Source organism: Phenylobacterium sp., from assembly GCF_036821595.1.
GTDB lineage: Bacteria > Pseudomonadota > Alphaproteobacteria > Caulobacterales > Caulobacteraceae > Phenylobacterium.
The window spans coordinates 1-25,088 of sequence record NZ_DAISJG010000040.1; the positions used below are offsets into that span (position 1 = coordinate 1).

The window sequence follows — 25,088 nt, forward strand, 5'->3', positions numbered from 1 at the left end:
CCGCTGCGGGCGCCGGCGCATCGTCCGGGATGTCGTCAGGAAGTGGGGCGGCTGCGTCGGGCGGCGGGACGGGCGGGCCGACCGTCTGGGTCCAGCCCGCCGCCGGCAGCGCCAGGGCGCCGGCCAGGGTCACGATCAGCGTTCGGCGCATCGGAGTCCTCCAAGGCGTTCTGCCCCTCGCGTGGGGGTCCGAACGTCTTGCCGACGCGCTGGTTCAGCATAGCTTCGGCGCGCGCGGCCCGCGGTAGGCCGTCGCCAACGCCTCAGGAGAGGGGGCCCGCGTCGTGCGCGGGCCCGCCTGCGTCAGGTCAGCCCGTGACGCGCAGGTTGGTCGCCGACGTTTTGCCGGACCGGCGGTCCTGCTCGAGGTCGTAGGAGACCGTCTGGCCTTCGTTCAGGCCGCGGAGACCCGCCTGCTCGACCGCCGAGATGTGGACGAACACGTCCTGGCCGCCGTCGTTGGGCTGGATGAAGCCGAAGCCCTTGGTGGGGTTGAACCACTTCACCGTGCCGTCGCCGGAGCCGGCGATCTGGCCGGGCGTGCGCCCGCCGCCACCGCCGCCGCCGAAGCCGCCACCGCCGCCGAAGCCGCCGCCACGGGGCGCACGGTCGAAACCGCCGCCGCCGCCACGGGGGCCGCCGCCGAAGCCGCCGCCGCCGCTGCGGGCCACCGGGGCGCCTTGGCCCGTGACCACCAGGTTGCCGGCCGACAGCTTGCCGGACCGCCGGTCCTGTTCCATTTCGAACTGGACCTGGTCGCCTTCGTTCAGGCCGCGCAGGCCTGCCTGCTCGACCGCAGAGATGTGGACGAAGACGTCGCTGCCGCCGTCGTCCGGTTGAATAAATCCAAAGCCCTTAGCGGTGTTGAACCACTTGACCGTGCCCGTCGCCATTCGCGTGACCTAACCGAGATAGAAGTCTTCCGCCGCCCAACCGGCGACGCCCGGCCACCGATTGTGGCGAGCCGTGCGAACTATGTAGCGACGGAAAGGACGCGAGACCAGCCGCGCCGTGACACAAGCCTGCAATCGGCATATCAGCGCAGGCCCACTTTTCCGCCAACCTGCGAAGACCATTCGTGAAAAGCATCTGCATCTATTGCGGCTCGGCCGCCGGTTCCGACCCCGCTTTCCTCGACGAGGCCGTCCGCGCGGGCACGCTCATCGCCCGGCAGGGGCTGACGCTGGTCTACGGCGGGGGCCGCGTGGGCCTGATGGGGGCGGTGGCCGACGCCGCGCTCGCGGCCGGCGGCGACGTGGTCGGCGTGATGCCGGCCGACCTTGTCAGCCAGGAGATCGGCCACACGGGCCTCTCCGAACTGCACATCGTCAACTCGATGCATGAGCGCAAGTGGAAGATGGCCGAGCTTTCCGACGGCTTCCTCTGCCTGCCGGGTGGTCCGGGGACGTTCGAGGAGATCTTCGAGCAGTGGACCTGGGCGCTGCTGGGCTTCCACGCCAAGCCCTGCGGCTTCGTCAACGTCAACGGCTACTACGACCTTCTGCGCCAGACGATCCAGCAGATGGCGGACAAGGGCTTCTCCACCCAGCCCTATGTGGACATGCTGATCTACGCCAAGGACACCGCCGAGGCCCTGGACCTGTTCCGCGCCTATGTCCCGCCACCGCCCAAGTGGAACCGGGCGCCGGTGGAGCAGCGCTACTAGGGCGCAGGGCCCGGCTCGGGGGCGGCCTTCGACGCGGGCCGACCCCGGCGCAGCCGGGCGAACGCCAGGTAGCCCACCAGGGCCGCCATCGGCCCCAGCAGCAGCAGGATCGAAACGGGCTCGGCCATGCCTATTGGCCCCCGGACAGCGGATTGGCGACGCGCGCCGCCTGCCGTCCGTGCAGCCGCTCTCGCTCCTGCCGCAGCCGGTCGGCCTCGGCGGAGATGTCGGCGACGTCGGAGGTCAGCTGCGCCACGCGCAGCTTGAGGTAGGCGTTCTCCCGCTCGAGGTCCTCGCGGGTGCGGGCGCCGCCCGGCGCGTCGTCCGTCACAGCCACAGAACGATGGCGACGACGGCCAGGATCAGCACCAGGCCGGCCCAGAGCGGGACGTTGCGCGGCGACAGGAACGGGGTCTTCGGGAATTCGGTCATGGGGCCTCCGGCCTCAGGTGGGGGTCAGGAGCCTGGCCGTGGCGGCCGATGGGCGATGGGCGTGTCTCCCGGCGCGGCGAGCACGCTCGCGGTCCCGCCGGCGGCCTCGAAGGAGCGCGCGGCGGAGCAGGCGCTGCGCAGGGCCTCTCCCCGGGTCAGATAGTCGCCGTGGAAGACGTGGTCGCGGGTGACCTCCCATACGCCGGTGCGACGGCGCAGGCGGAAGGTGCAGGACCGGCTGTCGTCCCGCAGGATATGGCTCGCGGTCACGGCCGCTGGCCGGGACGGGCGACGGAGAAGGCCAGGGGAAGCACGAGCGCGGCCGCGACGCAGAGGGCGGAGCCGACGAAGAGGAGGGACATTGCTGTCCTTGAAAGGGGCGCCGCGCCGGAACTGCTCGACCGCTTGAGTGGCGGCGCACGCCCGGCGGCGCACGCAGCTCATATGGGGCGCCGGGCCCCCAATAGCCAGCGATACCCGCCGCGCAGGCCGGCGATGCGCCCGAAGTCCCTCTGGCGTGTTATCCTTGCAGGCAACGAGGAGCGCCCCGCATGAAAGTGAAGCTCAGCGACGACGACCGCGACAAGCTGGCCCTGCACACGGCCTTCGCCGTGCACCAGATCGCCCGCTGGATGGCCACGCGCAGCGACGTGCCGCCCGACATCCGCGACCGCCTGCGCGGCCACATCTCGGCCATCGAGGGCGTCCTCGTCACCACCGGCCACGACTGGATCAAGGACGAGATCGAGGCCACCGAAGCGGCGCTGCACGGCTGAGCGCCGGGCGCGGGCTACCGCACGTAGCTCGCCCCGTTGATGTCGATCACCGCCCCGGTCATCGACACCGGCGCCTCCAGCGCCAGCCACGCCGCCGTCCCGCCGACCTCCTCGGCCGTGGCCACGCGGCCCAGCGGGATGTCGGCCAGCAGCTTGTCGCCGCCGCGGCTCGCCAGGTAGTCCCCGGCCATGCCGGTCATGGTGAAGCCGGGGCAGATGGCGAAGGCCAGGATCCCCTCGGCCGCATAGCCGCGCGCGATCGACTTGGTCATGCCCACCATGCCGGCCTTCGACGCCGCATAGTGCCAGTGCGCCGGGCTGTCGCCGCGGTAGGCCGCCCGGCTGGCGATGTTGACGATCCGGCCGCCGCCGCCCCGCTCACGGAAATGCAGGACCGCGCGCCGGCAGAGGTCCGCCGACGCCTGCAGGTTGATCTGGATGGTACGCCCCCAGCCGGCCTGCCAGGCCTCCAGCGGCGCGTCCACGGCGACCGGCTCGAAGATCCCGGCATTGTTCACCAGCACGTCGATGCGGCCATCCAGCGCCGCCAGCGCCCGGTCCCAGAGGCCGTCCGCCGCGGCGGGATCGGAGAGGTCGGCCCCCAGCGCCCCCTCGCCGTCGCGGCTGCCGTGGCCCACCACCCGCGCACCCCGGGCCGCGAGCGCCTCGACGATGGCCGCCCCGATGCCGCGGGTGGAGCCGGTGACGAGGACGTGTGCTGGGGAAGGGGCGACGACGGGACTCATGGCGCGGCCCTAGTGCGACAGCACCCACTCGGCCACATAGGCCTGCGCCTTGCGGGCGAGGTCGGGCGGGCCGGAGAAGTAGAATTCGCTGCCGAACAGGCTCTTGCGCTCCCGCCAGGTGAGCGGGCCGGTGTCCTCGGTCTGCAGGATCCGGCGCAGGGCGTCGCGGCTCTTGCTCGGCACGAAGGCGACATAGGTGGCGTCTGGCATGGCGGCTTCTCGTCCTTCACGCCCCCCACGCCGGAAGATCGCTGAGTCGCGGGCCGGGCGAAACGCTTCCCGCCGGCCGGGCGGGAATTTTCGTGGATTCAGCACCTTGCGGGTTCCGCGGCGTCATGCGTCGAGGGATTCTCTGTTTCTCGACACATGTCACGATATATCTTGCGCAAAGATATATCGTGATCTATATCGGCGGCATGAGACACATGCATCGCGGCGGCCGGGACCGCCACTTCACCGCCATCGACGAGGCTCACGGACACCATCACCGAGGCCGCCACGGCGGCCGACGGCGGGGCGGGAGGCTGTTCGACTACGGCGAGTTCCGCCTGCTGATCCTGGCCATGCTGGCCGAGCGCCCGCGCCACGGCTACGAGCTGATCAAGGGCATCGAGGAGCAGTTCGGCGGCGCCTACACCCCAAGCCCTGGGGTGATCTATCCGACGCTCGCCTGGCTCGACGACAGCGGCTATGCGGCCGTCGAGGCGGAGGACGGCGGGCGCAAGCGCTACACCGCCACCGCCGAGGGACTGGAGTTCCTCGCCGCCAACCGCCCCGCCGTGGACGCCCTCCTGGCCTGGGTGGGCGAAGGCGGCGGCGACCGGCGCGAGGGCGCGCCGGCCCCGGTGGTCCGCGGGATGGAGAACCTCAAGCTGGCGCTGCGCCTCCGCGTGCGCCGCGGCCCCATCGACGCGGCCGCGGCCGAGGCCATCGCCGCGGCCCTGGACGCCGCCGCCCTGGCGGTGGAGCGCAGCTGATTTCCGAGGGCTTCGCCGGCCGTCGTGGGGGGAATGAAGAAATCCCCCGGCCCGGGGATGCGGCGGGCCGGGGGATCTCCTGCGGGCGACCGGTTGGGCTCGTCTTCCCGCAGACTTTCGGACGCTAGCGCAGCGGCCTGACAGCGTCGCTGCAGGCGAACAACGGCAGAGCTACCTCTTGGGTTCCGTCCGCTCAAATTTCTTCACCAGCCGCTCGCCGTGCCAGAGCTCCACGCAGCGTTCGTCGAGCTGCTTCTCCGCTAAGCCGATGGCCTTGGCGTCGTCCGCGGCCTCGAGCTCCGCCCGGGCCTCGACGCGCCCAGACCGACTGATGAAATGGAGCTTGTAGCCCGACACGGCCCCCTCCTGCTGTCCTGACGTCGTCGCACGTCCTGAACCCGCGCGACAGCCATGTCCCAACAACGAACGGCGGGGCCATAAACTTCCCGCGCGGGCGGGCCGCGAATGGCGGAGCTCAGTGGAGATCCAGAGGCTCGCCCTGCGCGTCGTAGGCGGCGAACCGCGTGACGGCGCCCTGGAGCACGGCGTGGACCATCTTCTCCAGGGCCTGGTCGACCTGCGCCGGCGCCGGCGGCTGGCCGTCGCGACCGGACAGCCCAGCCGCGAAGACGACCTGCCAGGGCGGGCCGGCGCGCCGGGACTCGGCCACCAGGGCGTTGAAGTCCGCGATGTCGCCCGGCGCCTTGTCGACGCACATGAGCGGGGCGAGCGCGCCGCCCCGACCGGCGAGGAACCGCTCGCGCTGTTCCGCCGTGGGGTTGTCCGGCAGCTCGGCGCGGGCGAACACGAACAGCAGCCGCTGCGGCTCCGGCTGGTCGGCGGCGGCCCGGAGGAACTGCTGGAAGTGCGGGATCTCTGTCACGGCGGGTGTCCTGGCGCCGCCACGCGGCTCGGGTCCCGAGCCTTATCGCGGCCGCCCGCCAGCAGCCAGAGCCGCTGGCCCGCGCGACGGGGCGCGGCCCGTTCAGACCTCCGCCGAACCCCCGTCGCAGGGGATGACCGCGCCGGTCGTGTAGGCCGACGCCCGCGACGCCAGGAAGATCGCGACCCCGGCCATGTCTTCGGGCTCGCCGGTGCGGCCGAGCGGGTTGCGGGCCCGGATGGCGTCACCCTCCTCCGCCAGGCGGGCCGCCATCATCTGGCTGGGGAAGGGGCCGGGGGCGATGGCGTTGACCAGGATGTTCTCCCGCGCCAGCCGCTTGGCCAGGTGGCGGGTCAGCATGATGCAGCCAGCCTTGGAGGCGGAGTAGGCGTAGGTCTCCAAGTCGGGAGGCTCGATGCCGTTGACCGAGGCGATGTTGATCACCCGTGCGGGCGACTGGGGGCTTGCCGCCGCCCGCAGCGCCGGGAGCAGGCGCGCCGTCAGGTAGAAGACGCTCTTCACATTGAGGTCGAGCACCTTGTCCCACCCCGCCTCGGGGAACGCCTCGATCGGCGCGCCCCAGGTGGCGCCGGCGTTGTTGACGAGGATGTCCAGGCGCGGCTCGCGCGCCTGCAGTTCCGCGGCCAGCCCCTCCACGCCGCTCATCGTCGAGAGGTCGAAGGGCAGGGCGACGCAATGGCCCGCCTCGGACAGCTCGGCGGCGATCCGCTCGCACATCTCGGCCTTGCGCGAGGAGATGTAGACGCGCGCGCCGTTCTCCACATAGCCGCGGGCGATCATCTCGCCGATGCCCCGGCTGCCGCCGGTGACCAGGGCGACCTTGCCTTCGATGCTGAAGAGCGAGCGCATGGGTTGCAGTCCTTCCGTTCGGAGCACCGGCCTAGGGCCGCGCCAGGGCGATGTCGAGGTGCGCGCCGGCGTCCATCAGCAGGGTCTCGCCGGTGATCAGGTTCGCGCCTTCGGCGCAGAGGAAGGCGATTCCGTCCGCCACCTCCTCGGGCGCGCCGGCGTGCGCCAGCAGGGTCGCGGCCTCCACGCGCGCGATGGTCGCGGCATAGGCCGCGTCGTCCAGCCGGTCCTTGAACCAGCGGGTGCCGACGAAGCCGGGGCAGACCGCGTTCACCCGGATCTGCGGCGCCAGCGCGCGGGCCATGGAGCGGGTGAGCGTGATCAGCGCCCCCTTGGAGCAGGCGTAGGCGGACGACGAGCCGCTGCCGAACAGGCCCGCCATCGAGGCCACGTTGACGATCGCGCCGCGGCCCGCGGCCTGCATGGCCGGCGCCGCGGCGCGGATGGTCTGGTAGGCGCCGACGACATTGACCCGGTAGAGGCGCACGAAGTCCTCTCCGGACACCGCGTCCAGGTCGGCGTGCCGCGCGAAGGTCGTGGCCCCCGCGCTGTTCACCAGCATGTCGATGCGGCCGGTGGCCTCCAGGGCGGCGGCGGCGAGCCGCTGCGCCTCGCCGTCCTCGGCGACGTCGGCCTGGACGGCCATGGCGCTGACGCCCAGGGCGCGGCAGGCCTGCGCCGTCTCTTCGGCCGCCTCGCGGCTGCGGCTGTAGCCCACCACGACGGCTGCGCCCCGCGCGGCGAGCTTCAGCGAAGCGGCCGCGCCGATGCCGGTCCCGCCTCCCGTGACGATGGCCGTGCGTCCGTTCAGGTCCATTCGCGTTTCCCCAGATCCGCCGCCCGCCGACGATCCGGCCTCTGGCGCCCTCGCGCAGAAGCAGGCATAAGACGCTCGCGTCACAAGAAGCGGAGTCCCGGTTCCGATTACGCGGAAGGGCCGCCGCCTTGTCAAGCGCTCTGGGAGGGGGCCGGCGGCCGGCCGGTGTTCCGCCTCGATCTCGCCGGTCGGGCAAGGCGCACCCTTGTTCGGCGAACGAACTGCCACGAAGGTCTCTGGATGAGCGACCCGAAGATCGATGCCTGGGCCTTGCCCGCCCACCAGACCCGGAGCCGGGACCAGCGGGACCGCCTGCTGCGCGCCGGCGAGCGGGTGTTCGCCCAGAAGGGCTTCTGGGAGGCGCACGTCACCGACATCGCCAAGGCGGCGGACTGCTCCGTCGGCAGCTTCTACCGGCGGTTCAAGGACAAGGAGGCGCTGTTCTTCGCCCTGCAGGAATACATGCACGAGCGAGCCCACGAGAACATCCAGCGGTTCTTCGACGACCCCGGCTGCCTGCAGGAGCCCTTTCCCGACCTCTTCGAGCGCCTGATGGGCAACACCATCCGGGCGATCCGCGGGATCGCCGGCTACTACCGCGCGCTCTACGAGATGAGCCTGCGCGGACACGCCGTATGGCCGAAGATGCGCGAACTGGAGGAGTACCAGGGCGCCCGAATCGCCGAGCTCGCCCTCCGCCGGGGCGTCTCGCGCGCCAGGCCGGACCTCGCCATGGCGGCCCAGTTCATCACCCGGGTGGTCAACGGCCAGATCATCAGCGTGATCCTCTACGGCGCCGGTCCGTTCGCCTTCGACGACCCCCGGTTCCGCCGCGAGCTCGCCCGGCTCTGCGTGGACTATCTCGACCTTCGCGACACTCCGCCTGCTCCCGAATAGGCGGCCAAGCGACCTGAATCTGCTTCGGCCGCTTGACGAACCGAAATTACGGTTCACATTAAGGGCAGCTCGCGGGGCGGACGGTCAGGCCCGTTCGCTCCAGCGGCGTCACAAGGGCCGGCGCGACGCGGCTCGACCAAAAAGGGGGAGACGAACATGACGGGGCATCCGGCCTATCCGTTCCAAGGCGCGCGCCTGTACCGAGTCCTGCTGTTGGGGGCGGCGGCCGCCGCGCTCGCCACGGCCGTCCAGGCGCAGGACGTCGACAGCGTGGCGGTGGAGGAGATCACGGTCACCGCCCAGAAGCGGGCCGAGAACGTGCAGGACGTGCCGCTCTCGGTCACCGCCATCAGCGGCCAGGCCATGGAGCAGGCCGGCGTCTCGAGCATGGTCGACCTGGCCGCCACGGTGCCGTCCGTGATGATGGATTCGTCCAACAACCTGCGGAACACCAACATCGCGATCCGCGGCATCGGCTCCTCGGGCACCAATCCCGGGATCGAGCCGAGCGTCGGTGTCTTCCTGGACGGCGTCTACCTGCCGCTGGGCGGCATGGCCCAGGGCGAGATGCTCGACATCGAAACGGTCGAGATCCTGCGGGGGCCGCAAGGGACGCTCTATGGCCGCAACACGCCCGTGGGCGCCCTGAACATCACCACGCGGAAGCCCACCCATGAGCCCGAGGGCCAGCTCCGCTTCGGCGCCGGCAACTACGACCTGCGGCATGTCGCGGGCTATGTGGGCGGCGGCCTGACCGACAGCCTGGCGGCCCGGTTCTCCTTCTGGAGCCGCGACCGGTCGGGCTACGAGTACAACCTCTTCACCCAGGACGACCAGAACGACAGCGAGGTCTACGGCGGGCGCCTGCGGGTCGCCTATACGCCGTCCGACGTCCTGGAGATCAACGTCATCGCCCAGTACTCGCTGATGCAGCAGAAATGCTGCGTGGCCGAGCAGCGCGACGTGACGGGCCCCTACGGCATCGCCACGCCCGGCTTCCTGGCGGCCCAGAACGCCATAGGCCTGCCCTTCCGCAACTTCGACGATCGCGACCATGTGGTCGACGCCGACGACGTGGGCGACGACTGGAGCGAGAGCTACGGGATCTCCGTGCAGGCCGACTGGTCGTTGGCCGGCGGGCACACCCTGACCTCGATCTCGGCCCTGCAGTTCTGGGACAACCGGGCCGTCGTCTCCGCGGACGCCCTGCCGCAGGCGGTCTACCGCAACGGCCAGGACACCCTCGTGCGCACGCTGAGCGAGGAGCTGCGGATCGCCTCGCCGACCGGACAGGTCTTCGAGTACCTGGCCGGCGTGTTCCTGTTCGCCCAGGACATGCGGTTCGACCAGACGAGCGTCTACCTGGCGGGCGCCAACCGGACCTATCCGAGCTCCTTCTGCAGCACGCCGCCCTGCCGCCTGCGCGTGGGCGACTCGGCCACCAGCTACTTCACCCAGGAGACCGCCAGCTGGGCGGTGTTCGGCACGGGCACCTTCAACATCACCGACCGGTGGAGCATCACCGGCGGCCTTCGCTACTCGAAGGACGAGAAGGACGCCTACATCCACCACTACAACAACGCCGAGGCGAGCCCCGTGCTCCTGCGCCTTCAGCCGCCCTATCTGATCGGGGAGGTGAGCCGCAGCGAGGACAGCACCACCTGGTCGGTGAACACCAAGTACAACTGGACGCCCGACATCATGACCTTCGCCACGGTGGCGACGGGCTTCAAGGCGGGCGGCTTCAACACCCGGCGGGTCGCGCCGAACACGCCGTACGAGTTCGAGCCCGAGACCTCCACGACCTATGAGGCGGGCGTCAAGAGCACCCTGCTCGACCGCCGGCTGGTCCTGAACGCGACGGTGTTCAACATGGTCCTGGAGGACTTCCAGGAGTCGGTCCTGAATCCGCTGACCGGCACGGGCTTCATCGTCGGCAACGCCGGCGAGCGCCGCGTGCGGGGCGTCGAGGTCGACTTCCGGGCGCGGCCGCACGCGCAGCTCAGCGTCGACGGCGGCGTCGCCTACATGGACGCGGAGTTCACCGACCGCACGGACGGCCAGTGCCCCGTGGACCGCACGCCTGACGGCTCCCTTCCGGGCACCTGCAACTTCAACGGCCGCACGCCCGAGAAGTCGCCGAAGTGGAAGGCCAACCTGGCGGCGCAATGGGTTCAGCCGGTGACCGCCGACCTGGAAGCCTTCGGCCGGGCCGAGGCGACCTACACCAGCAGCTACGCCTTCCTGCCGACACTCGACCGCGCGGCGCGGCAGGAGGCGCTCACCCTGGTGAACCTCCGGACCGGCCTGCGGAGCGAAGACGGCCGCTGGGAACTGGCCGCCTGGGTGCGGAACCTGACCGACGAGTCCTACTACGCCCAGTCCACCACCCAGCCGCTTAACGCCTTCGTCAGCGGCGGCGGCACGGCTGGCGCGAGGGGCTTCATCGGCTGGTACGCGCCGCCGCGGACCCTGGGCGTGGAAGCTACGGTCAGCTTCTGAGGCCCGCGCGGTCCGCCTGGCCTCCCCCTGGCGGGCCGCGCCTTCCCAACCGGAGACGTTCCATGAGCGGCCCAACGCCGTACCGAATTCTCGGCAGCCTCGGTTCGCCGTACTCGCTGAAGATGCGGGCCATCTTCCGCTACCGGCGCATCCCCCACGTCTGGATCCAGTCACGGCCGGAGAACGACGCCGAACGGGCGTCGGTGAAGGTGCCGGTGATCCCGGTGATCCGCTATCCGGACGGCAGCCACCACAACGACTCCACGCCGATGATCCACGAGCTGGAGGCCCTGCATCCCGGCGCCCGCTCGGTGATCCCGCCCGATCCGGCCGCCGCCTTCCTGGCCGGGCTGCTGGAGGACATGGCCGACGAGTGGGGCACCAAGCTGATGTTCCACTACCGCTGGCATCGCGAGCGTGACCAGGTCCAGATGAGCCGCTGGCTGGCCTTCGACCGCCTGGCCGGCGCCGGGCGCGAGGCGATCGAGGCCTTCGCCGACCAGTTCCGCGGCCGCCAGACCGGTCGCATGGCCCTGGTCGGCTGCACCCCGGCCAACGCGCCCCTGATCGAGGAAACGGCGCGCCGCCTGCTCGCCATCTTCGAGGCGCACACGCCGGGCCAGGCCTATCTGTTCGGGTCGAGGCCCTCCCTGGCCGACTTCGGCTGGTACGGACAGTTCTCGCAACTCGTGGTCGACCCCACGCCCAGCGACCTTATGCGCGAGACGGCCCCCTACACCATGCGCTGGGTGATGCAGCTGGACGACGCGTCCGGCGTCGAGGGCGAGTGGTCCGAGGGCGGGTTCGCGCCGGCCGTGGAGGCCCTGCTGGCCTTCGCCGGCGAGGTCTACTTCCCGTTCCTGGAGGCGAACGCCGAGGCCCTGGCGCGCGGTGAGGAGACCTTCTCCGTCACCCTGCTCGGGACGGACTACGCCCAGGGGACCTTCCGCTACCAGGCCAAGTGCCTGCAGCAGCTGCGAGCGGCCTTCGCGGCGCTGGATGCGGCGTCGCGGGAGCGCATCGCGCCGCTCCTCGAGCGGACCGCCTGCCTCGCGCCCCTGGCCGCCGGGACCTGAGGGGACGCGGATGATCGATCTTCACTTCTGGCCGACCCCGAACGGATGGAAGATCACCATCATGCTCGAGGAGTGCGGGCTGCCCTACCGGGTGACGCCGGTGAACATCGGCAAGGGGGAGCAGTTCGAGCCGGCGTTCCTGGCGCTTTCCCCGAACAACCGGATTCCGGCTATCGTCGACCCAGACGGTCCGGACGGCGCGCCGATCGCGATCTTCGAGACGGGGGCGATCCTGCAGTACCTGGGCGACAAGGCCGGCCGCTTCTATCCCGCCGACCGCCGTGGCCGCAGCGAGGTCGAGCAGTGGCTGTTCTGGCAGGTGGGCGGGCTGGGGCCGATGGCGGGTCAGTGCAACCACTTCCGCAACTATGCGGACGATCCCGGGCCCTACGGGATCGACCGCTTCACCCATGAGGTCGAGCGGCTCTTCGGGGTCATGGACGCCCGCCTGAAGACGCGCGAGCACCTCGCCGGCGACTATTCCGTAGCGGACATGGCCTGCTGGCCCTGGGTCCGCATCTATCGGCGCTACGGCGTCGACCTGAACGCCTTCCGCGACCTGCGGGCCTGGTTCGACCGCGTGGGCGCGCGGCCCGCGGTGCGCAAGGGCGGCGACATTCTCAAGGACCTGAGGCCGCCGGGAATTCGGCCGAGCCCCGAGGCGGCCAAGGTGCTGTTCGGGCAGCGCGCCCGGGCCGCGCCGAACTGATCAGCAGGAGGACGTCCAGATGCCGACTTCACAAGAGCCTGCCCGGCCGACCGGCCGCCGTCGCCGCCTGGCCCGAGGCATTGTCCTGTCCGTCGCCTGCCTGGCGCTCGCCGCCGCGACCGGCATCGCACCGGACGGCCGCGGCCCTGCCGCCGCCCAGGCCGCCGAAGCCGGGCGGAGCGGACGGCCGAACGTGATCGTCATCCTGGCCGACGACCTGGGGCACAATGACCTGTCGATCGCCGGCAATCCCCTGGTGCGGACCCCGAACATCGATTCCATCGGCCGCCAGGGGGTCCGGTTCGCGACCGGCTATGCGGCGGACGCGGTCTGCGCGCCCTCACGCGCGGCCCTGCTCACCGGCCGCTATCCGCAGCGCTACGGCTTCGAATACCTGCCCTACCTTCCCGGGTTCCAGTCGGCGCGGGACGGCACCTACGGGGCGGACCGGCACAAGCCGATGGTGCTGCCGCTGACGCCGCCGCCGCCGGAGAAGAACGGCCTGGCGCTGAGCGAGGTGACCCTGGCCGAGATCCTGAAGGCGCGCGGCTACCGCACGGGCGCGGTGGGCAAGTGGCACCTGGGCTACGACCCGAAGCTCACCCCCACCGCGCGGGGCTTCGATGAGTTCGTGGGGGTCCTCGGCGGCTCGTCGCTCTACGCCGACCAGAAGGATCCGGACACCGCCTCCGCCCGCCTGCCCTGGAGCGGAATCGACAACTATCTCTGGGAAACCCGCAAGGCGCAGATCCAGAAGGACGGCAAGACCGGACCGCTGCCCAAGTACATGACCTATGCGCTTGCCGATGAGGCCGTGGGCTTCGTCGAGCGCAACCGGGACCGCCCCTTCTTCCTCTATCTCGCCTTCACCGCACCCCATAACCCGCTGCAGGCGCCGAAGGCGATCTACGACCGCCTGGACCACATCAAGGACGAGAAGACCCGCGTCTACTACGCCATGATCGAAGCCATGGACGAGGCGGTGGGGCGCGTCCTGGCGGCGGTCGAGCAGGCGGGCCTGGCCGACGACACGATCATCATCTTCACGAGCGACAACGGCGGCGCCTTCTACCACGAGATCCCCCAGGAGAACCTGCCGTACCGGGGCTGGAAGACCAGCTACTTCGAGGGCGGGGTCAACGTGCCCTTCCTGATGCGGTGGAACGGCCGCCTTCCGGCCGGCCGGACGGTGCCGGGCGTGGTCTCGGCCCTGGACATCGTGCCGACCGTGGCCAGCGCCACGGGGGCCCGCCTGCCGCGCGACCGCGAGTTCGACGGGCGCGACCTCCTGCCGGTCCTCACCGGGACGGCGGCGAACGACCTCGACGGCAGGACCCTGGTCTGGCGCAAGGAGGACTACCGCGCCATCCGCCACGGGCGGTGGAAGCTGCAGACGACGAAGTATCCCGAGGCGGTCTGGCTCCACGACCTCGAGACCGACCCGACGGAGCGCATCAACCTGGCCGCCCGTCTGCCGGACAAGGTGCGCGAGCTGCAGGCCCTCTTCGCCGAGCGGGAGAAGGCGTTCGCGCCGCCGGCCTGGACCCCGGCCGCCCGGACCCGCATCGACATCGACGGCTATTCCCCCTCGGCCGGCGACGACGTCGAGCACATCTACTGGACCAACTAGATGGCTCAGCTGGATAGGGTCGTGACCCTCGCGGACATCCCGCGGCTGCAGGCGGCCCGCAACCCGGACCGCACCGCCTTCGTCGATGGCGGCGAGCCGCTGGACTATGCCACGCTCGACCGCCGGGCCTCCCAGGTGGCCAACGGGCTGCTGGCGGACGGGACGGGGCCGCAGGAGCGCGTCGCCATCCTGGCGCGCAACGGCTCCGCCTTCTGCGAAGTGCTGCTCGGCTGCCTGAAGGCCGGCGCCGTGGCGCTGCCGGTCAACTGGCGGCTGTCGGCGCCGGAGATCGGCTTCATCCTTCGCCACGCCGGGGTGAAGCGCCTGTTCCACGCGGAGGAGTTCGCCCCCGCGGCGCGCGCGGCCGCGGAGGCGGCCGGGCTGGCCTGGACCATCGCGCTGGACGGCCCCTCGGCGGAGTATGCGACCTGGCGGGCGGCCCAGTCGGAGCGTGACCCGCAGCGGCCCGTCTCGCCGGACGACACGGCCCTGCAGATGTACACCAGCGGCACCACGGGCCTGCCCAAGGGCGTGCAACTGACCCACCGCGGCTACCTGGTCGCCCTGGCGCTGGTGCAGCGGTTCGCCTGGGGCCGCCTCGGCCCGGAGGACGTGGTCCTCGCGCCCGCGCCGTTCTTCCACATCAATGGGGTGAACCCCGTCCTGCGCACCTTTGCGGCGGGCGGCTGCGTCGTGGCCCCGCCCCAGTTCGACGCCCAGGCCATCCTGTCGCTGATCGAGCAGCGGAGGGTGACGCGCACGACGCTTGCGCCGGCGATGATCCAGGCCTGCCTGGAGGTCCCCGACGCCGGGACGCGCGACCTGTCCAGCCTGCAGGTGATCTCCTACGGCGGCTCGCCCATCGCCGAGGCCGTGCTGCGGCGGGCGACGCGGCTGTTCGGCTGCGAATTCGTGCAGATGTACGGGCTCACCGAGACCAACGGCCCGGTGACCTTCCTCCAGCCCGAGGACCACGCCGAGGGCGCGGCCCGGCTGCTGTCGTGCGGCCGTCCCGCGGGCGGGGTGGAACTGCAGGTCACGGACGGCGAGGGGCGGCCCGTCCCGGCGGGCGAGGTGGGCGAAATCCGCGTCCGGACTCCCGCCCTGATGAAGGGCTACTGGCGCGACGAGGCCGCGACCGCCGAGGTGATCGAGGACGGCTGGTTCCGGACCGGAGACGCCGGCTACCTGGACCCCCAGGGCTACCTCCACATCCACGACCGGGTGAAGGACATGATCGTCTCCGGCGGGGAGAACATATATCCGGCCGAGGTGGAGAACGCCCTCTTCGGCCATCCGGCGGTCGCCGACGTGGCCGTGATCGGCGTCCCCGACCCGAAGTGGGGCGAGGCCGTGAAGGCGCTGGTGGTGCGGCGGCCCGGCGCGACGGTGGCGGAGGCCGAGCTGATCGCCCACGCCCGCGAGCGCCTCGCCGGCTACAAGCTGCCGAAGTCCGTCTCGTGGATCGACGCGGTGCCGCGCAACGCCGCGGGGAAGATCCTCCGCCGGGAACTGCGGGAGCCCTACTGGGCCGGCGCCGCGCGGAAGGTGGGCTGACGATGGCCGGTTCCACGCCTCTCGACGCGGCCCTGCCGGCCGCCGGGCCCCAACGCCGGCCGGTGTCGGTCAACTACGTCGTCGGCCTGCTGTTCCTCGTCTACCTGCTCAACTACCTGGACCGGCAGATCGTCAACATCCTGGCCGAGCCCATCAAGCAGGAGCTCGGGCTGGCGGACTGGCAGCTGGGCCTGATGACCGGGCTGGCGTTCGCGCTCTTCTACACCGTGCTGGGGATTCCGCTCGCCCGGTACGCGGACCGGCCCGGCGCGGACCGCTCGCGCCTGATCACCGTGTGCCTCGCCGTCTGGAGCGCCATGACGGCGCTCTGCGGCCTCGCCACCGGCTTCCTGCAGCTGCTCGCCGCCCGGATCGGCGTGGGCGTCGGGGAGGCGGGTTGTTCCCCGGCCGCCCATTCCCTGATCTCCGACCTGGTGCCCAAGGCGCAGCGCGCCACCGCCATGGGCGTCTATTCCCTGGGCATCCCGCTCGGCAAGCTGGTCGGCATGGCGGTCGGCGGGGTGGTGGCCCAGGCCGTCGGCTGGCGCATGGCCTTCCTGGCGGTCGGGTTGCCAGGTCTGGCGCTCGCCGTCCTCACCTGGTTCACCCTGCCGCGGCCGCAGCCCGTGAGCGCCACGCCCCCGGCGCAGGCGCGGTTCGTCCCTGTGCTCCGGGAGCTGGCGAAGGTGCGGACCTTCTGGTGGGTCAGCCTCGGCGGGGCCTTCATGTCCTTCGTCAGCTACGGGCAGACCGCGTTCCTGGGCTCGTTCTTCATCCGGGTGCACGGCCTGACGGTGGGGGAGGCGGGGGTGGCGCTCGGCCTCTCCATGGGCCTGGCCGGCGCCGTCGGGACCTGGTTCGGGGGCCGAATGGCCGATCGCGCCGCCCGGACAGACCAGCGCGCCTACGTCCTGATCCCGGCCGCCGCGGCCGGCCTTGGCGGGGTGGTCTTCGCCGCCGCCGTGCTCGCCCAGTCTCCGGCTGCGGCGCTCGCCATCCTCGCCTTCGCCGGGGTCCTCAACGCGATCTGGTACGGCCCGGTCTTCGCGACGGTCCAGGGGCTCGTGCCGCCGGAACAGCGCGCCACGGCGGCGGCCGTCCACCTCTTCGTCATCAACCTCGTCGGCCTGGGCCTCGGGCCGCTCGCCTTCGGCGGGCTGAGCGACCTGCTGAACAGCGGCTGGACGTTCGGCGGCCTGGGCTTCGCGGGCCTGGGTCCGCGCCAGGGGCTCCGCGTCGCCCTGCTGATGGGCTCGGGTCTCGCGTTCCTGGCCCTGGCCGCGTTCTGGCGGGCGGGACGCACCATCCGCGGCGAGCTGGAGGACCAGCATGCGTCGTGAGGCCCCACTGGCGGCAATGGTCCTGGCCTGCGCGGCGCTCGCCGCGTGCCGGCCCGCGCCGGACGGGCTGGCTGTGGCGGACGGCGCGGCCTGCGCCGGCGTGGCGGCGCCGGCGGCGGCGGGCGAAACGGCCGGCATGGTCCTGGTGAAGGGCGGTCGGTTCCAGATGGGCGCCGCGCCTGTGAACCGGGAGGAGGGGCCGCCGCAGTCGGTGACGGTGGGCTCGTTCTGGATCGACCGCACCGAGGTGACCAACGCCCAGTTCGCCCGCTTCGTGAACGCGACCGGCTACGTCACCCTGGCCGAGCGGCCGCTCGATCCGAAGCTCTATCCCGACCTTCCGCCCGATGCGCGGCGGCCGGCGTCCCTGGTGTTCACGGGGGCCCCGATCAGGGCCGCGGCCGGCGGGCCGGGCGACTGGTGGCGTGTCGTCCCGGGCGCCGACTGGCGGCGTCCGGCGGGGCCGGGCAGCTCGATCAGGGGCCGCGAGGACAGGCCCGTCGTGCACGTCGCCTACGAGGACGCCCTGGCCTACGCCCGCTGGCTCGGCCGGGACCTGCCGACCGAGGCCGAGTGGGAGTATGCCGCCCGTGGCGGCCGCGACGGGGCCCGGTTCGTGTGGGGCGACACGCCCGCCGCGCCCGGGGCGCCGGCCGCCAATGTCTGGCAGGGCGTCTTCCCGGCGGTCGACACGGGCGAGGACGGCTACAAGGCGACCCCCGCGCCGGTGGGATGCTACCCGCCGAACGGCTACGGGCTCCACGACATGGCGGGAAACGTGTGGGAGTGGACGCGGGACTGGTACCGGCCCGGGATCGAGGGCATCGATCCGGCGGACCCCTCCGGTCCAGCCGAGGAATCCGCCTTCGACCCGGCGGATCCCTCGTCGCCCAAGCACGTGATCAAGGGCGGCTCCTACCTCTGCTCGGAGGACTTCTGCTGGCGCTACCGCCCGGCCGCGAGGACGGCCGGACCGGCCGACGGCGGCGCCTCCCACGTCGGCTTCAGAACGGTGCTGCGGCTCACCGGCGACGCCGGCTAGGGAAGGGATCGTCGATCCACGGCCCGGCGCCTCCCTGCGTCCGTTTCTGACGCACCGCACCTAGACCCTGCAGATCGCCGGCGGGAGCGCGTCGCCCCGGCCGGTCCGGGATCAGCCCGCCGCACTCTGCCGCAAGAGAACATCTTGCGAACAGAGAACGAAAGCGGTACAGCTGAGTCCTCGGCGCGGCGACGCTTCTTCCGCCCCGGGTTGGCGGGAATCTGAGATAGAAGGGGCTTGGCATATGTCGCAATCGGCTTTGAGGCTCGTGGGAAAAGAAGACGGAGACAAGCAGCGCGCTCTGGAAGCGGCGCTGTCGCAGATCGACCGGGCCTTCGGCAAAGGCTCCGTCATGAAGCTCGGCGAAAAGGGCAAGATCGTCGAGATCGAGTCCTACTCCACCGGTTCGCTGGGCCTCGACCTGGCGCTGGGCATCGGCGGCCTGCCGAAGGGCCGCATCGTGGAGATCTACGGGCCGGAATCGTCGGGCAAGACGACGCTCGCCCTGCACGTGGTCGCCGAGGTGCAGAAGAGCGGCGGCACCGCCGCCTTCGTGGACGCCGAGCATGCGCTCGACCCGTCCTACGCCCACAAGCTCGGCGTGAACCTCGACGACCTGCTGGTCGCCCAGCCGGACACCGGCGAGCAGGCGCTGGAGATCACCGACACCCTGGTGCGCTCGAACGCCGTCGACGTGATCGTCATCGATTCGGTGGCGGCGCTGACGCCGCGGGCCGAGATCGAGGGCGAGATGGGCGACAGCCTGCCCGGCCTGCAGGCCCGGCTGATGAGCCAGGCGCTGCGCAAGCTCACCGCCTCCATCTCCAAGGCCAAGACCCTGGTCATCTTCATCAACCAGATCCGCATGAAGATCGGGGTGATGTACGGCTCGCCGGAGACCACCACGGGCGGCAACGCGCTGAAGTTCTACGCCTCGGTGCGCCTCGACATCCGTCGCACCGGCTCGGTGAAGCAGCGCGACGAGATCGTCGGCAACAACGTCCGCGTGAAGGTGGTGAAGAACAAGGTGGCCCCGCCGTTCCGCGAGGTCGAGTTCGACATCATGTACGGGGAGGGGATCTCCAAGCTCGGCGAGATCATCGACCTGGGCGTGAAGGCCGGCGTCATCGAGAAGTCCGGCTCCTGGTTCTCCTACAACTCCACCCGGATCGGCCAGGGCCGCGACAACGTCCGCGAGTTCCTCAAGCAGAACCCGGACATGGCCGGCGAGATCGAGAAGGCCGTCCGCGGCGCCAAGGCCACGATCGAGGAGGAACTCCTCGTCGGCGGGCCGGAGGACGGCGAGGAATAGGTTCGCCGAGGGCGCGCGTCGCGGCCCGGGGCGGGTCACCCGCCAACCCGGCCCGTCCCAGCCGACCCCACGCGAGCGCGCGTCCCCGAGGCGAGGACGCCTGAGGCCCGGGCCTCAGGCGTCCTTTTCCTTTTCCGGGAACCGCAAGTCTCGTAAAGGGGCGCCGGGTCCCCAGATAGGGGGCGGACCCGACCAGTTCCGATACGAAAAGCAAGGCCATGGCGACGCTCAACGAGATCCGCACGCACTTCCTGGACTACTTCGGGAGGAAGGATCACGCCGTGGTCGCCTCGGCGCCGCTGGTGCCGCAGAACGACCCGACGCTCCTGTTCGTCAACGCCGGCATGGTGCCGTTCAAGAACTACTTCACCGGCGCCGAGACCCCGCCGTGGCCGCGGGCGGCCTCGTCGCAGAAGTGTGTCCGCGCCGGCGGCAAGCACAACGACCTGGACAACGTCGGCTACACCGCGCGCCACCACACCTTCTTCGAGATGCTGGGGAATTTCTCCTTCGGCGACTATTTCAAGGAAGGCGCGATCGAGGCGGCCTGGACCCTGATCACCAAGGAGCTCGGCCTGCCCAAGGACCGGCTGCTGGTCACCGTCTACCACACCGACGACGAGGCCGCGGCGCTGTGGCGCAAGATCGCCGGCTTCTCGGACGCCCGGATCATCCGCATCCCGACGTCCGACAATTTCTGGTCGATGGGCGACACAGGGCCCTGCGGCCCGTGCTCGGAGATCTTCATCGACCAGGGCCCCGAGCTGCAGGGCGGCCCCCCGGGATCGCCGGACGAGGACGGCGACCGGTTCCTCGAGTTCTGGAACCTGGTGTTCATGCAGTACGAGCAGTTCGCCGACGGCCGGCGCGAGGATCTGCCGAAGCCCTCCATCGACACCGGCATGGGGCTGGAGCGCGTCACCGCCATCCTGCAGGGCGTGCACTCCAACTACGACACCGACCTGTTCCGCACCCTGATCGCGGCCAGCGTCGAGGCGACCGGCGTCAAGGCCGAGGGCGGAGCCCAGCCGTCGCACCGGGTGATCGCCGACCACCTGCGCGCCATGAGTTTCCTGATCGCCGACGGCGTGACCCCCTCCAACGAGGGGCGCGGCTACGTCCTTCGCCGGATCATGCGCCGGGCGATGCGCCACGCCCACCTGCTGGGCGCCGAGGAGCCGCTGATGCACCGGCTGGCGCCGACCCTGGTCGGCGAGATGGGCGACGCCTATCCCGAGCTGCGCCGCGCCGAGCCGGCCATCGTCGACACCCTGCGCCAGGAGGAGGAGCGCTTCCGCGTCACCCTCGGCCGCGGCCTCGCCCTTCTGGACGAGGCGACCACGGGGCTGAACGAGGGCGACGTGCTCTCCGGCGAAACCGCCTTCAGGCTCTACGACACCTACGGCTTCCCCCTCGACCTGACCCAGGACGCGGTGCGCGCCAAGGGCCTGACCGTGGACCTCCAGGGGTACGACGCCGCGATGGACCGCCAGCGCGAGATGGCGCGCGGCGCGTGGAAGGGCTCGGGCCAGGTGGCCGCGGCCGCCGAATGGTTCGCGATCCGCGACCGCCTCGGCCCCACCGACTTCGCCGGCTACGAGACCACCGAGGCGATCGGCGAGCTCCTGGTGCTCACCGCCGACGGCCATGAGGTCGAAGCGGCCCAGGCCGGCCAGACGGTGCAGGCGCTGTTCGACCGCACGCCCTTCTACGCCGAGAGCGGCGGCCAGGCCGGAGACCAGGGTGAGGCCGAGTGGGCCGGTGCTGACGGGAAGGGCGGCCGGGGCCGGGTGCTCGACACCCAGAAGCAGGCCGGCGACCTGCACGTCCACACCATCGAGGTGCTGGAAGGGACGCTCGCGCCCGGCGCCCGGGTGCGCCTGGCCGTCGACGCCGAGCGCCGTGCGTCGACCCGCGCCAACCACTCCGCCACCCACCTGCTGCACGCCGCCCTGCGCAACGTGCTCGGCCACCACGTGACCCAGAAGGGCCAGATGGTGGACGGCGAGCGCATCCGCTTCGACTTCAGCCATGGCCAGCCCGTCACATCCGAGGAGATCGAGCGGATCGAGGCCGAAGTGAACGCCGTGATCCGCCAGAACCTGCCGGCCGAGACCAAGAGCATGAAGCCGCAGGAGGCCATCGAGGCCGGCGCCATGGCGCTGTTCGGCGAGAAGTACGGCGACAGCGTGCGCGTGCTCACCCTCGGCAAGGCGCTGGACGGCGAGGGCGACTACTCCATCGAGCTGTGCGGCGGCACCCACGTCGCGCGGACCGGTGACATCGCCCTCTTCAAGATCGTCCAGGAGCAGGGCGTCGCCGCGGGCGTGCGCCGCATCGAGGCGCTCACCGGCGAGGCGGCCCGCCGCTACCTGCTGGAGCAGGCCGGGGTGTCCAAGGCGCTGGCCGAGCAGTTCAAGGTCCCGGTCGCCGAGGTCGCGGCCCGGGTCGAGGCCCTGCAGGCCCAGGCCCGCAAGCTCGAGAAGGAGCTGGCCGACGCCAAGCGCCAACTGGCCATGGGCGGCGGGGGCGGCGCGGCCGCCTCGGGTCCGGAAGAGATCGCCGGCGTGAAGGTCATGGCCCGCGTCATGGAGGGCGTCGGCGGCAAGGACCTGCGGCCGATCGCCGAGGAGTTCAAGAAGCAGCTCCCCGACGGCGTCATCGCGCTGGTGGGATCGGCCGACGGCAAGGCGGCGGTGACGGTCGCCGTCACCGGCCAGGCCCAGGGCCGCTTCAACGCCGTGGAGCTCGCCAAGGCCGCCGTGGTGGCCATGGGCGGCCAGGGCGCGGGCGGCCGGCCCGACTTCGCCCAGGGCGGCGCCCCGGACGGCTCCAAGGCCGCCGAAGGCCTCGCCGCCGTGAAGGCCGCGCTGGGCGCCTAGGCGGCGGCCTCGCCGCTAGTCGGTCAGGTAGACGCAGAACTTGTTGCCGACCGGATCGCGGAAGTAGGCGGCGTAGAAGCCGCTCGTCACCTCGTCCGCCGAGCGGTAGCCGGGCGGGCCCTCGTCCGAGCCGCCGTTCGCCAGGGCCGCGGCGTGGGCCGCCTGGATCTGGTCCTTGGTGTCGGCCTTGAACGCCACCATGATCCCGTTGCCCGCCCGCGCCGGCCCGCCGTCGTAGGGACGGCAGACGCCGATCACCGCCTCGGCGCCCTTTGGCCCGTAGAAGGCCCAGCCCTCCATGGGATTGCTGCGCGTCCAGCCCAGCGCCCCGAGGGTGGCGTCGAAAAACGGCTGCGCCGCCTCCACGTCTGCCGCGCCGATGGTCACATAGCCGATGCTCATGTGGAGCCTCCTCTCTCGTCCGCCCGGAGGGTAGCGGGGAGGGGGAAACAAAACAAGAACATTGATCGCCGGAAAAAGGCGGCCAGGATCACCCCGGGCCGCCCCGTCCGTCGCGAAGGATCAGGCCTCGGCCAGCGCCTTCTCCAGGTTCACCGCCACCTTGTCGATGAAGCCCTCGGTGGTCAGCCAGCCCTGGGTGTCGCCGACCAGCAGCGCCAGGTCCTTGGTCATCGAGCCGCTCTCGACCGTGGAGACGCAGACCTGCTCCAGCGTCCTGGCGAAATGGGCCAGAGCCTCGTTGCCGTCGAGCTTGGCCCGGTGCTCCAGGCCGCGCGTCCAGGCGAAGATCGAGGCGATCGAGTTGGTCGAGGTGCTCTCGCCGCGCTGGTGCTGGCGGTAGTGGCGGGTGACGGTGCCGTGGGCGGCCTCGGCCTCCATGGTCTTGCCGTCCGGGGTGATCAGCACCGAGGTCATCAGGCCGAGCGAGCCGAAGCCCTGGGCCACCTGGTCCGACTGCACGTCGCCGTCGTAGTTCTTGCAGGCCCAGATGAAGGCGCCCGACCACTTCAGCGCCGAGGCGACCATGTCGTCGATCAGGCGGTGCTCGTAGGTCAGGCCGGCTTCCTTGTACTTCGCCGCGTAGTCGGTCTCGTAGACCTCCTGGAAGATGTCCTTGAAGCGGCCGTCGTAGGCCTTGAGGATGGTGTTCTTCGTCGACAGGTAGACCGGATACTGGCGGTTCAGGCCGTAGGCCAGGCACGCGTGCGCGAACTCGCGGATCGAATCGTCGAGGTTGTACATGCCCATGGCGACGCCGCCGCCCGGGAAGTCGAACACCTCGTGCTCGATGGTCTCGCCGTTGTCGCCCTGCCACTTGATGGTCAGCTTGCCCTTGCCGGGCACACGGAAATCGGTGGCCTTGTACTGGTCGCCGAAGGCGTGGCGGCCGACGATGATCGGCTGGGTCCAGCCCGGGATCAGCCGCGGGACGTTGCGGCAGATGATCGGCTCACGGAAGACGACGCCGCCCAGGATGTTGCGGATCGTGCCGTTCGGCGACTTCCACATCTTCTTGAGGTTGAATTCCTTCACCCGCGCCTCGTCGGGGGTGATGGTCGCGCACTTGATGCCCACGCCGTGACGCTTGATGGCCTCGGCCGCCTCGATCGTCACCTTGTCGTCGGTGGCGTCGCGGTTCTCCATGCCCAGGTCGTAGTAGTCGATCTGGAGATCCAGGAACGGGAAGATCAGCTTTTCCTTGATCAGCTTCCAGATGATGCGGGTCATCTCGTCCCCGTCCAGGTCGACGACGGGGTTGGCGACTTTGATCTTGGCCATGAGGGCGCGGCGCTCCGGGCGGACTTTTGAGGGTTGCCGGGCCGTATAGCCGCCTCAGCCCACGACGCAAAGGCCAAGGGGTGCGACCGGTCAGCCGAGACTGCGCGTGACCAGCCGGCCCAGCTCCGCGAACAGCGCCGCCTGGGCCTCCATGGTCGCGGTCGCGCCCGACAGGTAGGCCGCCACGGCATAGCTGCGGCGGTCGGCGAGCGTCAGGATGCCGACGTCGTTGAAGGCCAGGCTGATCCCGAGGTCGAGGCCCGAGGTCCCCGGCTTATGGGCGAACACCGAGTCGGCCGGGAAGCCCGCCTTCAGCCGGTCGCCGGCCCGCGGCGTCTCGCGCATCATCTGGATCAGCAGGCGGGTGGAGGCCGGAGAGAGCAGCTCCCCCTGGTCGAGGCGGGCCAGGAAGTCCAGCGTCCCCCGCGGCGTGGCGGTGTCCCTGGGGTCGGCCAGGAAGGCGCGCATGGCGGCCAGCTTGCGGGCGTCCGGCACGGCGTCGTAGGCGGTGCGGAAGCCCGAGCCCTTCCAGGCCGGCCGGAACGAGGCCATGCCGTAGGCCTCCGGCGCCAGCTCCCGCTCATAGCGGTCAACCCGGATATCCGGCAGGCGCTTGGCGGAAAGCCAGGCGGTCACCGCCCCCGGGCCGCCGATCCGTCTCATCACCACGTCGGCGGCGGTGTTGTCGCTGTCCACGACCGCGGCGCGCAGCATCTGGCGCAGGGTGTAGTCGCGTCGGGCGGGGAAGGCGTCGGCCACGGCCGAGAGCGGCGGGGAGAGGTCCTGCTCGTCCAGCACCACCGCCTCGTCCAGGGTGAGGCGGCGGGCGTCCACCTCGGCCAGGGTCGCGGCCCCCAGCGGCGCCTTGAATACGCTGAACATCGGGAAGCGGCGGTCGCCGTTGAACGTGAAGTGCTCCCCGCTCTCCAGGTTCATCAGCCCGACGCCCAGCACGCCGGGCCGGGCCCGCGCGGCCAGCGCCGCCACGCCGTCGTTCAGTCGGTCCATGTCGAGCCGTGGCGTCGTCGAGGCGGTCAGCGGCTCGTTGTCGCCGCAGGCGGCAAGCGGCAGGGCCAGCCCAGCCAGCAGCAGACGGCGACGGGGAAGGGTTGCCAGGGGAGCCTCCTGAAACGACAACGCGCGCGATGAGCGAAACGTCGACGTCCAAACCTGTCGTGATCCTGAACGCGCCGCAGCTGGCGGAGAATATCGGCGCGGTGGCCCGTGTCATGGC

The 25,088-nt window shown here is 71.1% G+C and carries 26 protein-coding genes and 1 pseudogene; 13 read left to right on the forward strand and 14 right to left on the reverse strand.

Features of this window, described 5'->3' with window-relative positions; genetic code table 11:
* Positions 1-308: 308 nt before the first annotated feature.
* Both V7Z97_RS14970 and V7Z97_RS14975 read right to left on the reverse strand, forming a co-directional pair.
* A complete protein-coding gene (locus V7Z97_RS14970) occupies positions 309-530 on the reverse strand; it encodes a cold-shock protein (protein WP_325462044.1) in 222 nt (73 codons plus the stop codon).
* A 165-nt stretch (positions 531-695) separates the two neighbouring features.
* Positions 696-893 (reverse strand): annotated as a pseudogene (locus tag V7Z97_RS14975) (cold-shock protein); the annotation flags it as partial.
* Positions 894-1,078: 185 nt separating this feature from the next.
* Here V7Z97_RS14975 and V7Z97_RS14980 point away from each other — a divergent pair.
* A complete protein-coding gene (locus tag V7Z97_RS14980) occupies positions 1,079-1,666 on the forward strand; it encodes a TIGR00730 family Rossman fold protein (protein WP_334164239.1) in 588 nt (195 codons plus the stop codon).
* Here the strand turns inward: V7Z97_RS14980 and V7Z97_RS14985 are convergent.
* The 3 genes from V7Z97_RS14985 to V7Z97_RS14995 all read right to left on the reverse strand — a co-directional run bounded on the left by V7Z97_RS14985 (position 1,663) and on the right by V7Z97_RS14995 (position 2,368).
* Entirely contained in the window at positions 1,663-1,794 is a 132-nt protein-coding gene (locus V7Z97_RS14985; RefSeq protein ID WP_334164240.1) for a hypothetical protein, read from the reverse strand. The genes V7Z97_RS14980 and V7Z97_RS14985 overlap by 4 nt on opposite strands.
* Before the next feature lie 2 nt (positions 1,795-1,796).
* Complete coding sequence (locus tag V7Z97_RS14990; RefSeq protein ID WP_334164241.1) at positions 1,797-2,003, reverse strand: hypothetical protein; 207 nt, start codon at positions 2,001-2,003, stop codon at positions 1,797-1,799.
* A 119-nt stretch (positions 2,004-2,122) separates the two neighbouring features.
* The gene (locus tag V7Z97_RS14995) at positions 2,123-2,368 is read right to left on the reverse strand and encodes a hypothetical protein (RefSeq protein WP_334164242.1); all 246 of its coding nucleotides are present in this window, start codon (positions 2,366-2,368) and stop codon (positions 2,123-2,125) included.
* Positions 2,369-2,649: 281 nt separating this feature from the next.
* Between V7Z97_RS14995 and V7Z97_RS15000 the strand changes: the two genes are divergently transcribed.
* Positions 2,650-2,874, forward strand: coding sequence for a hypothetical protein (locus V7Z97_RS15000; RefSeq protein WP_334164243.1), 225 nt, complete (start codon positions 2,650-2,652; stop codon positions 2,872-2,874).
* A 14-nt stretch (positions 2,875-2,888) separates the two neighbouring features.
* Here V7Z97_RS15000 and V7Z97_RS15005 read toward each other — a convergent pair whose 3' ends face one another.
* Positions 2,889-3,620, reverse strand: a complete 732-nt coding sequence (locus V7Z97_RS15005; protein WP_334164244.1) for an SDR family NAD(P)-dependent oxidoreductase — start codon at positions 3,618-3,620, stop codon at positions 2,889-2,891.
* Positions 3,621-3,629: 9 nt separating this feature from the next.
* Positions 3,630-3,830, reverse strand: a complete 201-nt coding sequence (locus V7Z97_RS15010) for a hypothetical protein (protein WP_334164245.1) — start codon at positions 3,828-3,830, stop codon at positions 3,630-3,632.
* Positions 3,831-4,036: 206 nt separating this feature from the next.
* Here V7Z97_RS15010 and V7Z97_RS15015 point away from each other — a divergent pair, with 206 nt between their 5' ends.
* A complete protein-coding gene (locus V7Z97_RS15015; RefSeq protein ID WP_334164246.1) occupies positions 4,037-4,597 on the forward strand; it encodes a PadR family transcriptional regulator in 561 nt (186 codons plus the stop codon).
* Positions 4,598-4,768: 171 nt separating this feature from the next.
* On the opposite strand, the gene V7Z97_RS15020 is transcribed toward V7Z97_RS15015, so the two are convergent.
* From V7Z97_RS15020 to V7Z97_RS15035, 4 genes are all read right to left on the reverse strand, one after another.
* Positions 4,769-4,954, reverse strand: a complete 186-nt coding sequence (locus tag V7Z97_RS15020) for a hypothetical protein (protein WP_334164247.1) — start codon at positions 4,952-4,954, stop codon at positions 4,769-4,771.
* A gap of 118 nt (positions 4,955-5,072) precedes the next feature.
* The gene (locus V7Z97_RS15025; RefSeq protein WP_334164248.1) at positions 5,073-5,480 is read right to left on the reverse strand and encodes a ribonucleotide reductase subunit alpha; all 408 of its coding nucleotides are present in this window, start codon (positions 5,478-5,480) and stop codon (positions 5,073-5,075) included.
* Positions 5,481-5,582: 102 nt separating this feature from the next.
* Positions 5,583-6,350 carry an SDR family oxidoreductase gene (locus V7Z97_RS15030; RefSeq protein WP_334164249.1) on the reverse strand — a complete coding sequence of 256 codons (768 nt, stop codon included), beginning with the start codon at positions 6,348-6,350 and terminating at the stop codon, positions 5,583-5,585.
* 31 nt (positions 6,351-6,381) lie between these two features.
* Positions 6,382-7,167 (reverse strand): SDR family NAD(P)-dependent oxidoreductase, encoded by a 786-nt coding sequence (locus V7Z97_RS15035; protein ID WP_334164250.1) that lies wholly within the window; start codon positions 7,165-7,167, stop codon positions 6,382-6,384.
* 240 nt (positions 7,168-7,407) lie between these two features.
* On the opposite strand from V7Z97_RS15035, the gene V7Z97_RS15040 reads away from it, so the two are divergent.
* From V7Z97_RS15040 to alaS, 10 genes are all read left to right on the forward strand, one after another.
* Complete coding sequence (locus V7Z97_RS15040) at positions 7,408-8,064, forward strand: TetR/AcrR family transcriptional regulator (RefSeq protein WP_334164251.1); 657 nt, start codon at positions 7,408-7,410, stop codon at positions 8,062-8,064.
* A 156-nt stretch (positions 8,065-8,220) separates the two neighbouring features.
* Entirely contained in the window at positions 8,221-10,566 is a 2,346-nt protein-coding gene (locus tag V7Z97_RS15045; protein WP_334164252.1) for a TonB-dependent receptor, read from the forward strand.
* A gap of 62 nt (positions 10,567-10,628) precedes the next feature.
* Positions 10,629-11,642 (forward strand): glutathione S-transferase N-terminal domain-containing protein, encoded by a 1,014-nt coding sequence (locus V7Z97_RS15050; protein WP_334164253.1) that lies wholly within the window; start codon positions 10,629-10,631, stop codon positions 11,640-11,642.
* Positions 11,643-11,652: 10 nt separating this feature from the next.
* Positions 11,653-12,351: a glutathione S-transferase N-terminal domain-containing protein gene (locus tag V7Z97_RS15055; protein ID WP_334164254.1), complete on the forward strand. Its 699-nt coding sequence runs from the start codon at positions 11,653-11,655 to the stop codon at positions 12,349-12,351.
* 19 nt (positions 12,352-12,370) lie between these two features.
* Entirely contained in the window at positions 12,371-13,981 is a 1,611-nt protein-coding gene (locus tag V7Z97_RS15060) for a sulfatase-like hydrolase/transferase (protein ID WP_334164255.1), read from the forward strand.
* Positions 13,982-14,002: 21 nt separating this feature from the next.
* The gene (locus tag V7Z97_RS15065; protein WP_334164256.1) at positions 14,003-15,538 is read left to right on the forward strand and encodes a long-chain-fatty-acid--CoA ligase; all 1,536 of its coding nucleotides are present in this window, start codon (positions 14,003-14,005) and stop codon (positions 15,536-15,538) included.
* A gap of 2 nt (positions 15,539-15,540) precedes the next feature.
* Complete coding sequence (locus tag V7Z97_RS15070) at positions 15,541-16,878, forward strand: spinster family MFS transporter (RefSeq protein WP_334164257.1); 1,338 nt, start codon at positions 15,541-15,543, stop codon at positions 16,876-16,878.
* Positions 16,868-17,920, forward strand: coding sequence for a formylglycine-generating enzyme family protein (locus V7Z97_RS15075; protein ID WP_334164258.1), 1,053 nt, complete (start codon positions 16,868-16,870; stop codon positions 17,918-17,920). The genes V7Z97_RS15070 and V7Z97_RS15075 overlap by 11 nt, the downstream gene beginning before the upstream one ends.
* Before the next feature lie 244 nt (positions 17,921-18,164).
* Positions 18,165-19,232 carry a recombinase RecA gene (gene recA, locus V7Z97_RS15080; RefSeq protein ID WP_325461652.1) on the forward strand — a complete coding sequence of 356 codons (1,068 nt, stop codon included), beginning with the start codon at positions 18,165-18,167 and terminating at the stop codon, positions 19,230-19,232.
* 218 nt (positions 19,233-19,450) lie between these two features.
* Complete coding sequence (gene alaS / locus V7Z97_RS15085; RefSeq protein ID WP_334164259.1) at positions 19,451-22,114, forward strand: alanine--tRNA ligase; 2,664 nt, start codon at positions 19,451-19,453, stop codon at positions 22,112-22,114.
* A gap of 15 nt (positions 22,115-22,129) precedes the next feature.
* Here the strand turns inward: alaS and V7Z97_RS15090 are convergent, their stop codons facing one another.
* The 3 genes from V7Z97_RS15090 to bla all read right to left on the reverse strand — a co-directional run bounded on the left by V7Z97_RS15090 (position 22,130) and on the right by bla (position 24,862).
* On the reverse strand, positions 22,130-22,516 hold the full coding sequence (locus V7Z97_RS15090) for a VOC family protein (RefSeq protein ID WP_334164260.1): 387 nt from the start codon (positions 22,514-22,516) through the stop codon (positions 22,130-22,132).
* A 120-nt stretch (positions 22,517-22,636) separates the two neighbouring features.
* Positions 22,637-23,854: an NADP-dependent isocitrate dehydrogenase gene (locus tag V7Z97_RS15095; RefSeq protein WP_334164261.1), complete on the reverse strand. Its 1,218-nt coding sequence runs from the start codon at positions 23,852-23,854 to the stop codon at positions 22,637-22,639.
* Positions 23,855-23,944: 90 nt separating this feature from the next.
* Complete coding sequence (gene bla, locus V7Z97_RS15100; protein WP_334164262.1) at positions 23,945-24,862, reverse strand: class A beta-lactamase; 918 nt, start codon at positions 24,860-24,862, stop codon at positions 23,945-23,947.
* Positions 24,863-25,088: the final 226 nt, after the last annotated feature.

Bases quoted from the DNA above. Each gene is read 5' to 3' on its own strand.
- V7Z97_RS14985 (WP_334164240.1), bottom strand. From the start codon at position 1,794: ATGGCCGAGCCCGTTTCGATCCTGCTGCTGCTGGGGCCGATGGCGGCC.
- V7Z97_RS15000 (WP_334164243.1), top strand. From the start codon at position 2,650: ATGAAAGTGAAGCTCAGCGACGACGACCGCGACAAGCTGGCCCTGCAC.
- V7Z97_RS15005 (WP_334164244.1), bottom strand. From the start codon at position 3,620: ATGAGTCCCGTCGTCGCCCCTTCCCCAGCACACGTCCTCGTCACCGGC.
- V7Z97_RS15010 (WP_334164245.1), bottom strand. From the start codon at position 3,830: ATGCCAGACGCCACCTATGTCGCCTTCGTGCCGAGCAAGAGCCGCGAC.
- V7Z97_RS15015 (WP_334164246.1), top strand. From the start codon at position 4,037: ATGAGACACATGCATCGCGGCGGCCGGGACCGCCACTTCACCGCCATC.
- V7Z97_RS15030 (WP_334164249.1), bottom strand. From the start codon at position 6,350: ATGCGCTCGCTCTTCAGCATCGAAGGCAAGGTCGCCCTGGTCACCGGC.
- V7Z97_RS15035 (WP_334164250.1), bottom strand. From the start codon at position 7,167: ATGGACCTGAACGGACGCACGGCCATCGTCACGGGAGGCGGGACCGGC.
- V7Z97_RS15040 (WP_334164251.1), top strand. From the start codon at position 7,408: ATGAGCGACCCGAAGATCGATGCCTGGGCCTTGCCCGCCCACCAGACC.
- V7Z97_RS15045 (WP_334164252.1), top strand. From the start codon at position 8,221: ATGACGGGGCATCCGGCCTATCCGTTCCAAGGCGCGCGCCTGTACCGA.
- V7Z97_RS15050 (WP_334164253.1), top strand. From the start codon at position 10,629: ATGAGCGGCCCAACGCCGTACCGAATTCTCGGCAGCCTCGGTTCGCCG.
- V7Z97_RS15055 (WP_334164254.1), top strand. From the start codon at position 11,653: ATGATCGATCTTCACTTCTGGCCGACCCCGAACGGATGGAAGATCACC.
- V7Z97_RS15060 (WP_334164255.1), top strand. From the start codon at position 12,371: ATGCCGACTTCACAAGAGCCTGCCCGGCCGACCGGCCGCCGTCGCCGC.
- V7Z97_RS15070 (WP_334164257.1), top strand. From the start codon at position 15,541: ATGGCCGGTTCCACGCCTCTCGACGCGGCCCTGCCGGCCGCCGGGCCC.
- V7Z97_RS15075 (WP_334164258.1), top strand. From the start codon at position 16,868: ATGCGTCGTGAGGCCCCACTGGCGGCAATGGTCCTGGCCTGCGCGGCG.
- recA (WP_325461652.1), top strand. From the start codon at position 18,165: ATGTCGCAATCGGCTTTGAGGCTCGTGGGAAAAGAAGACGGAGACAAG.
- alaS (WP_334164259.1), top strand. From the start codon at position 19,451: ATGGCGACGCTCAACGAGATCCGCACGCACTTCCTGGACTACTTCGGG.
- V7Z97_RS15090 (WP_334164260.1), bottom strand. From the start codon at position 22,516: ATGAGCATCGGCTATGTGACCATCGGCGCGGCAGACGTGGAGGCGGCG.
- V7Z97_RS15095 (WP_334164261.1), bottom strand. From the start codon at position 23,854: ATGGCCAAGATCAAAGTCGCCAACCCCGTCGTCGACCTGGACGGGGAC.
- bla (WP_334164262.1), bottom strand. From the start codon at position 24,862: ATGGACCGACTGAACGACGGCGTGGCGGCGCTGGCCGCGCGGGCCCGG.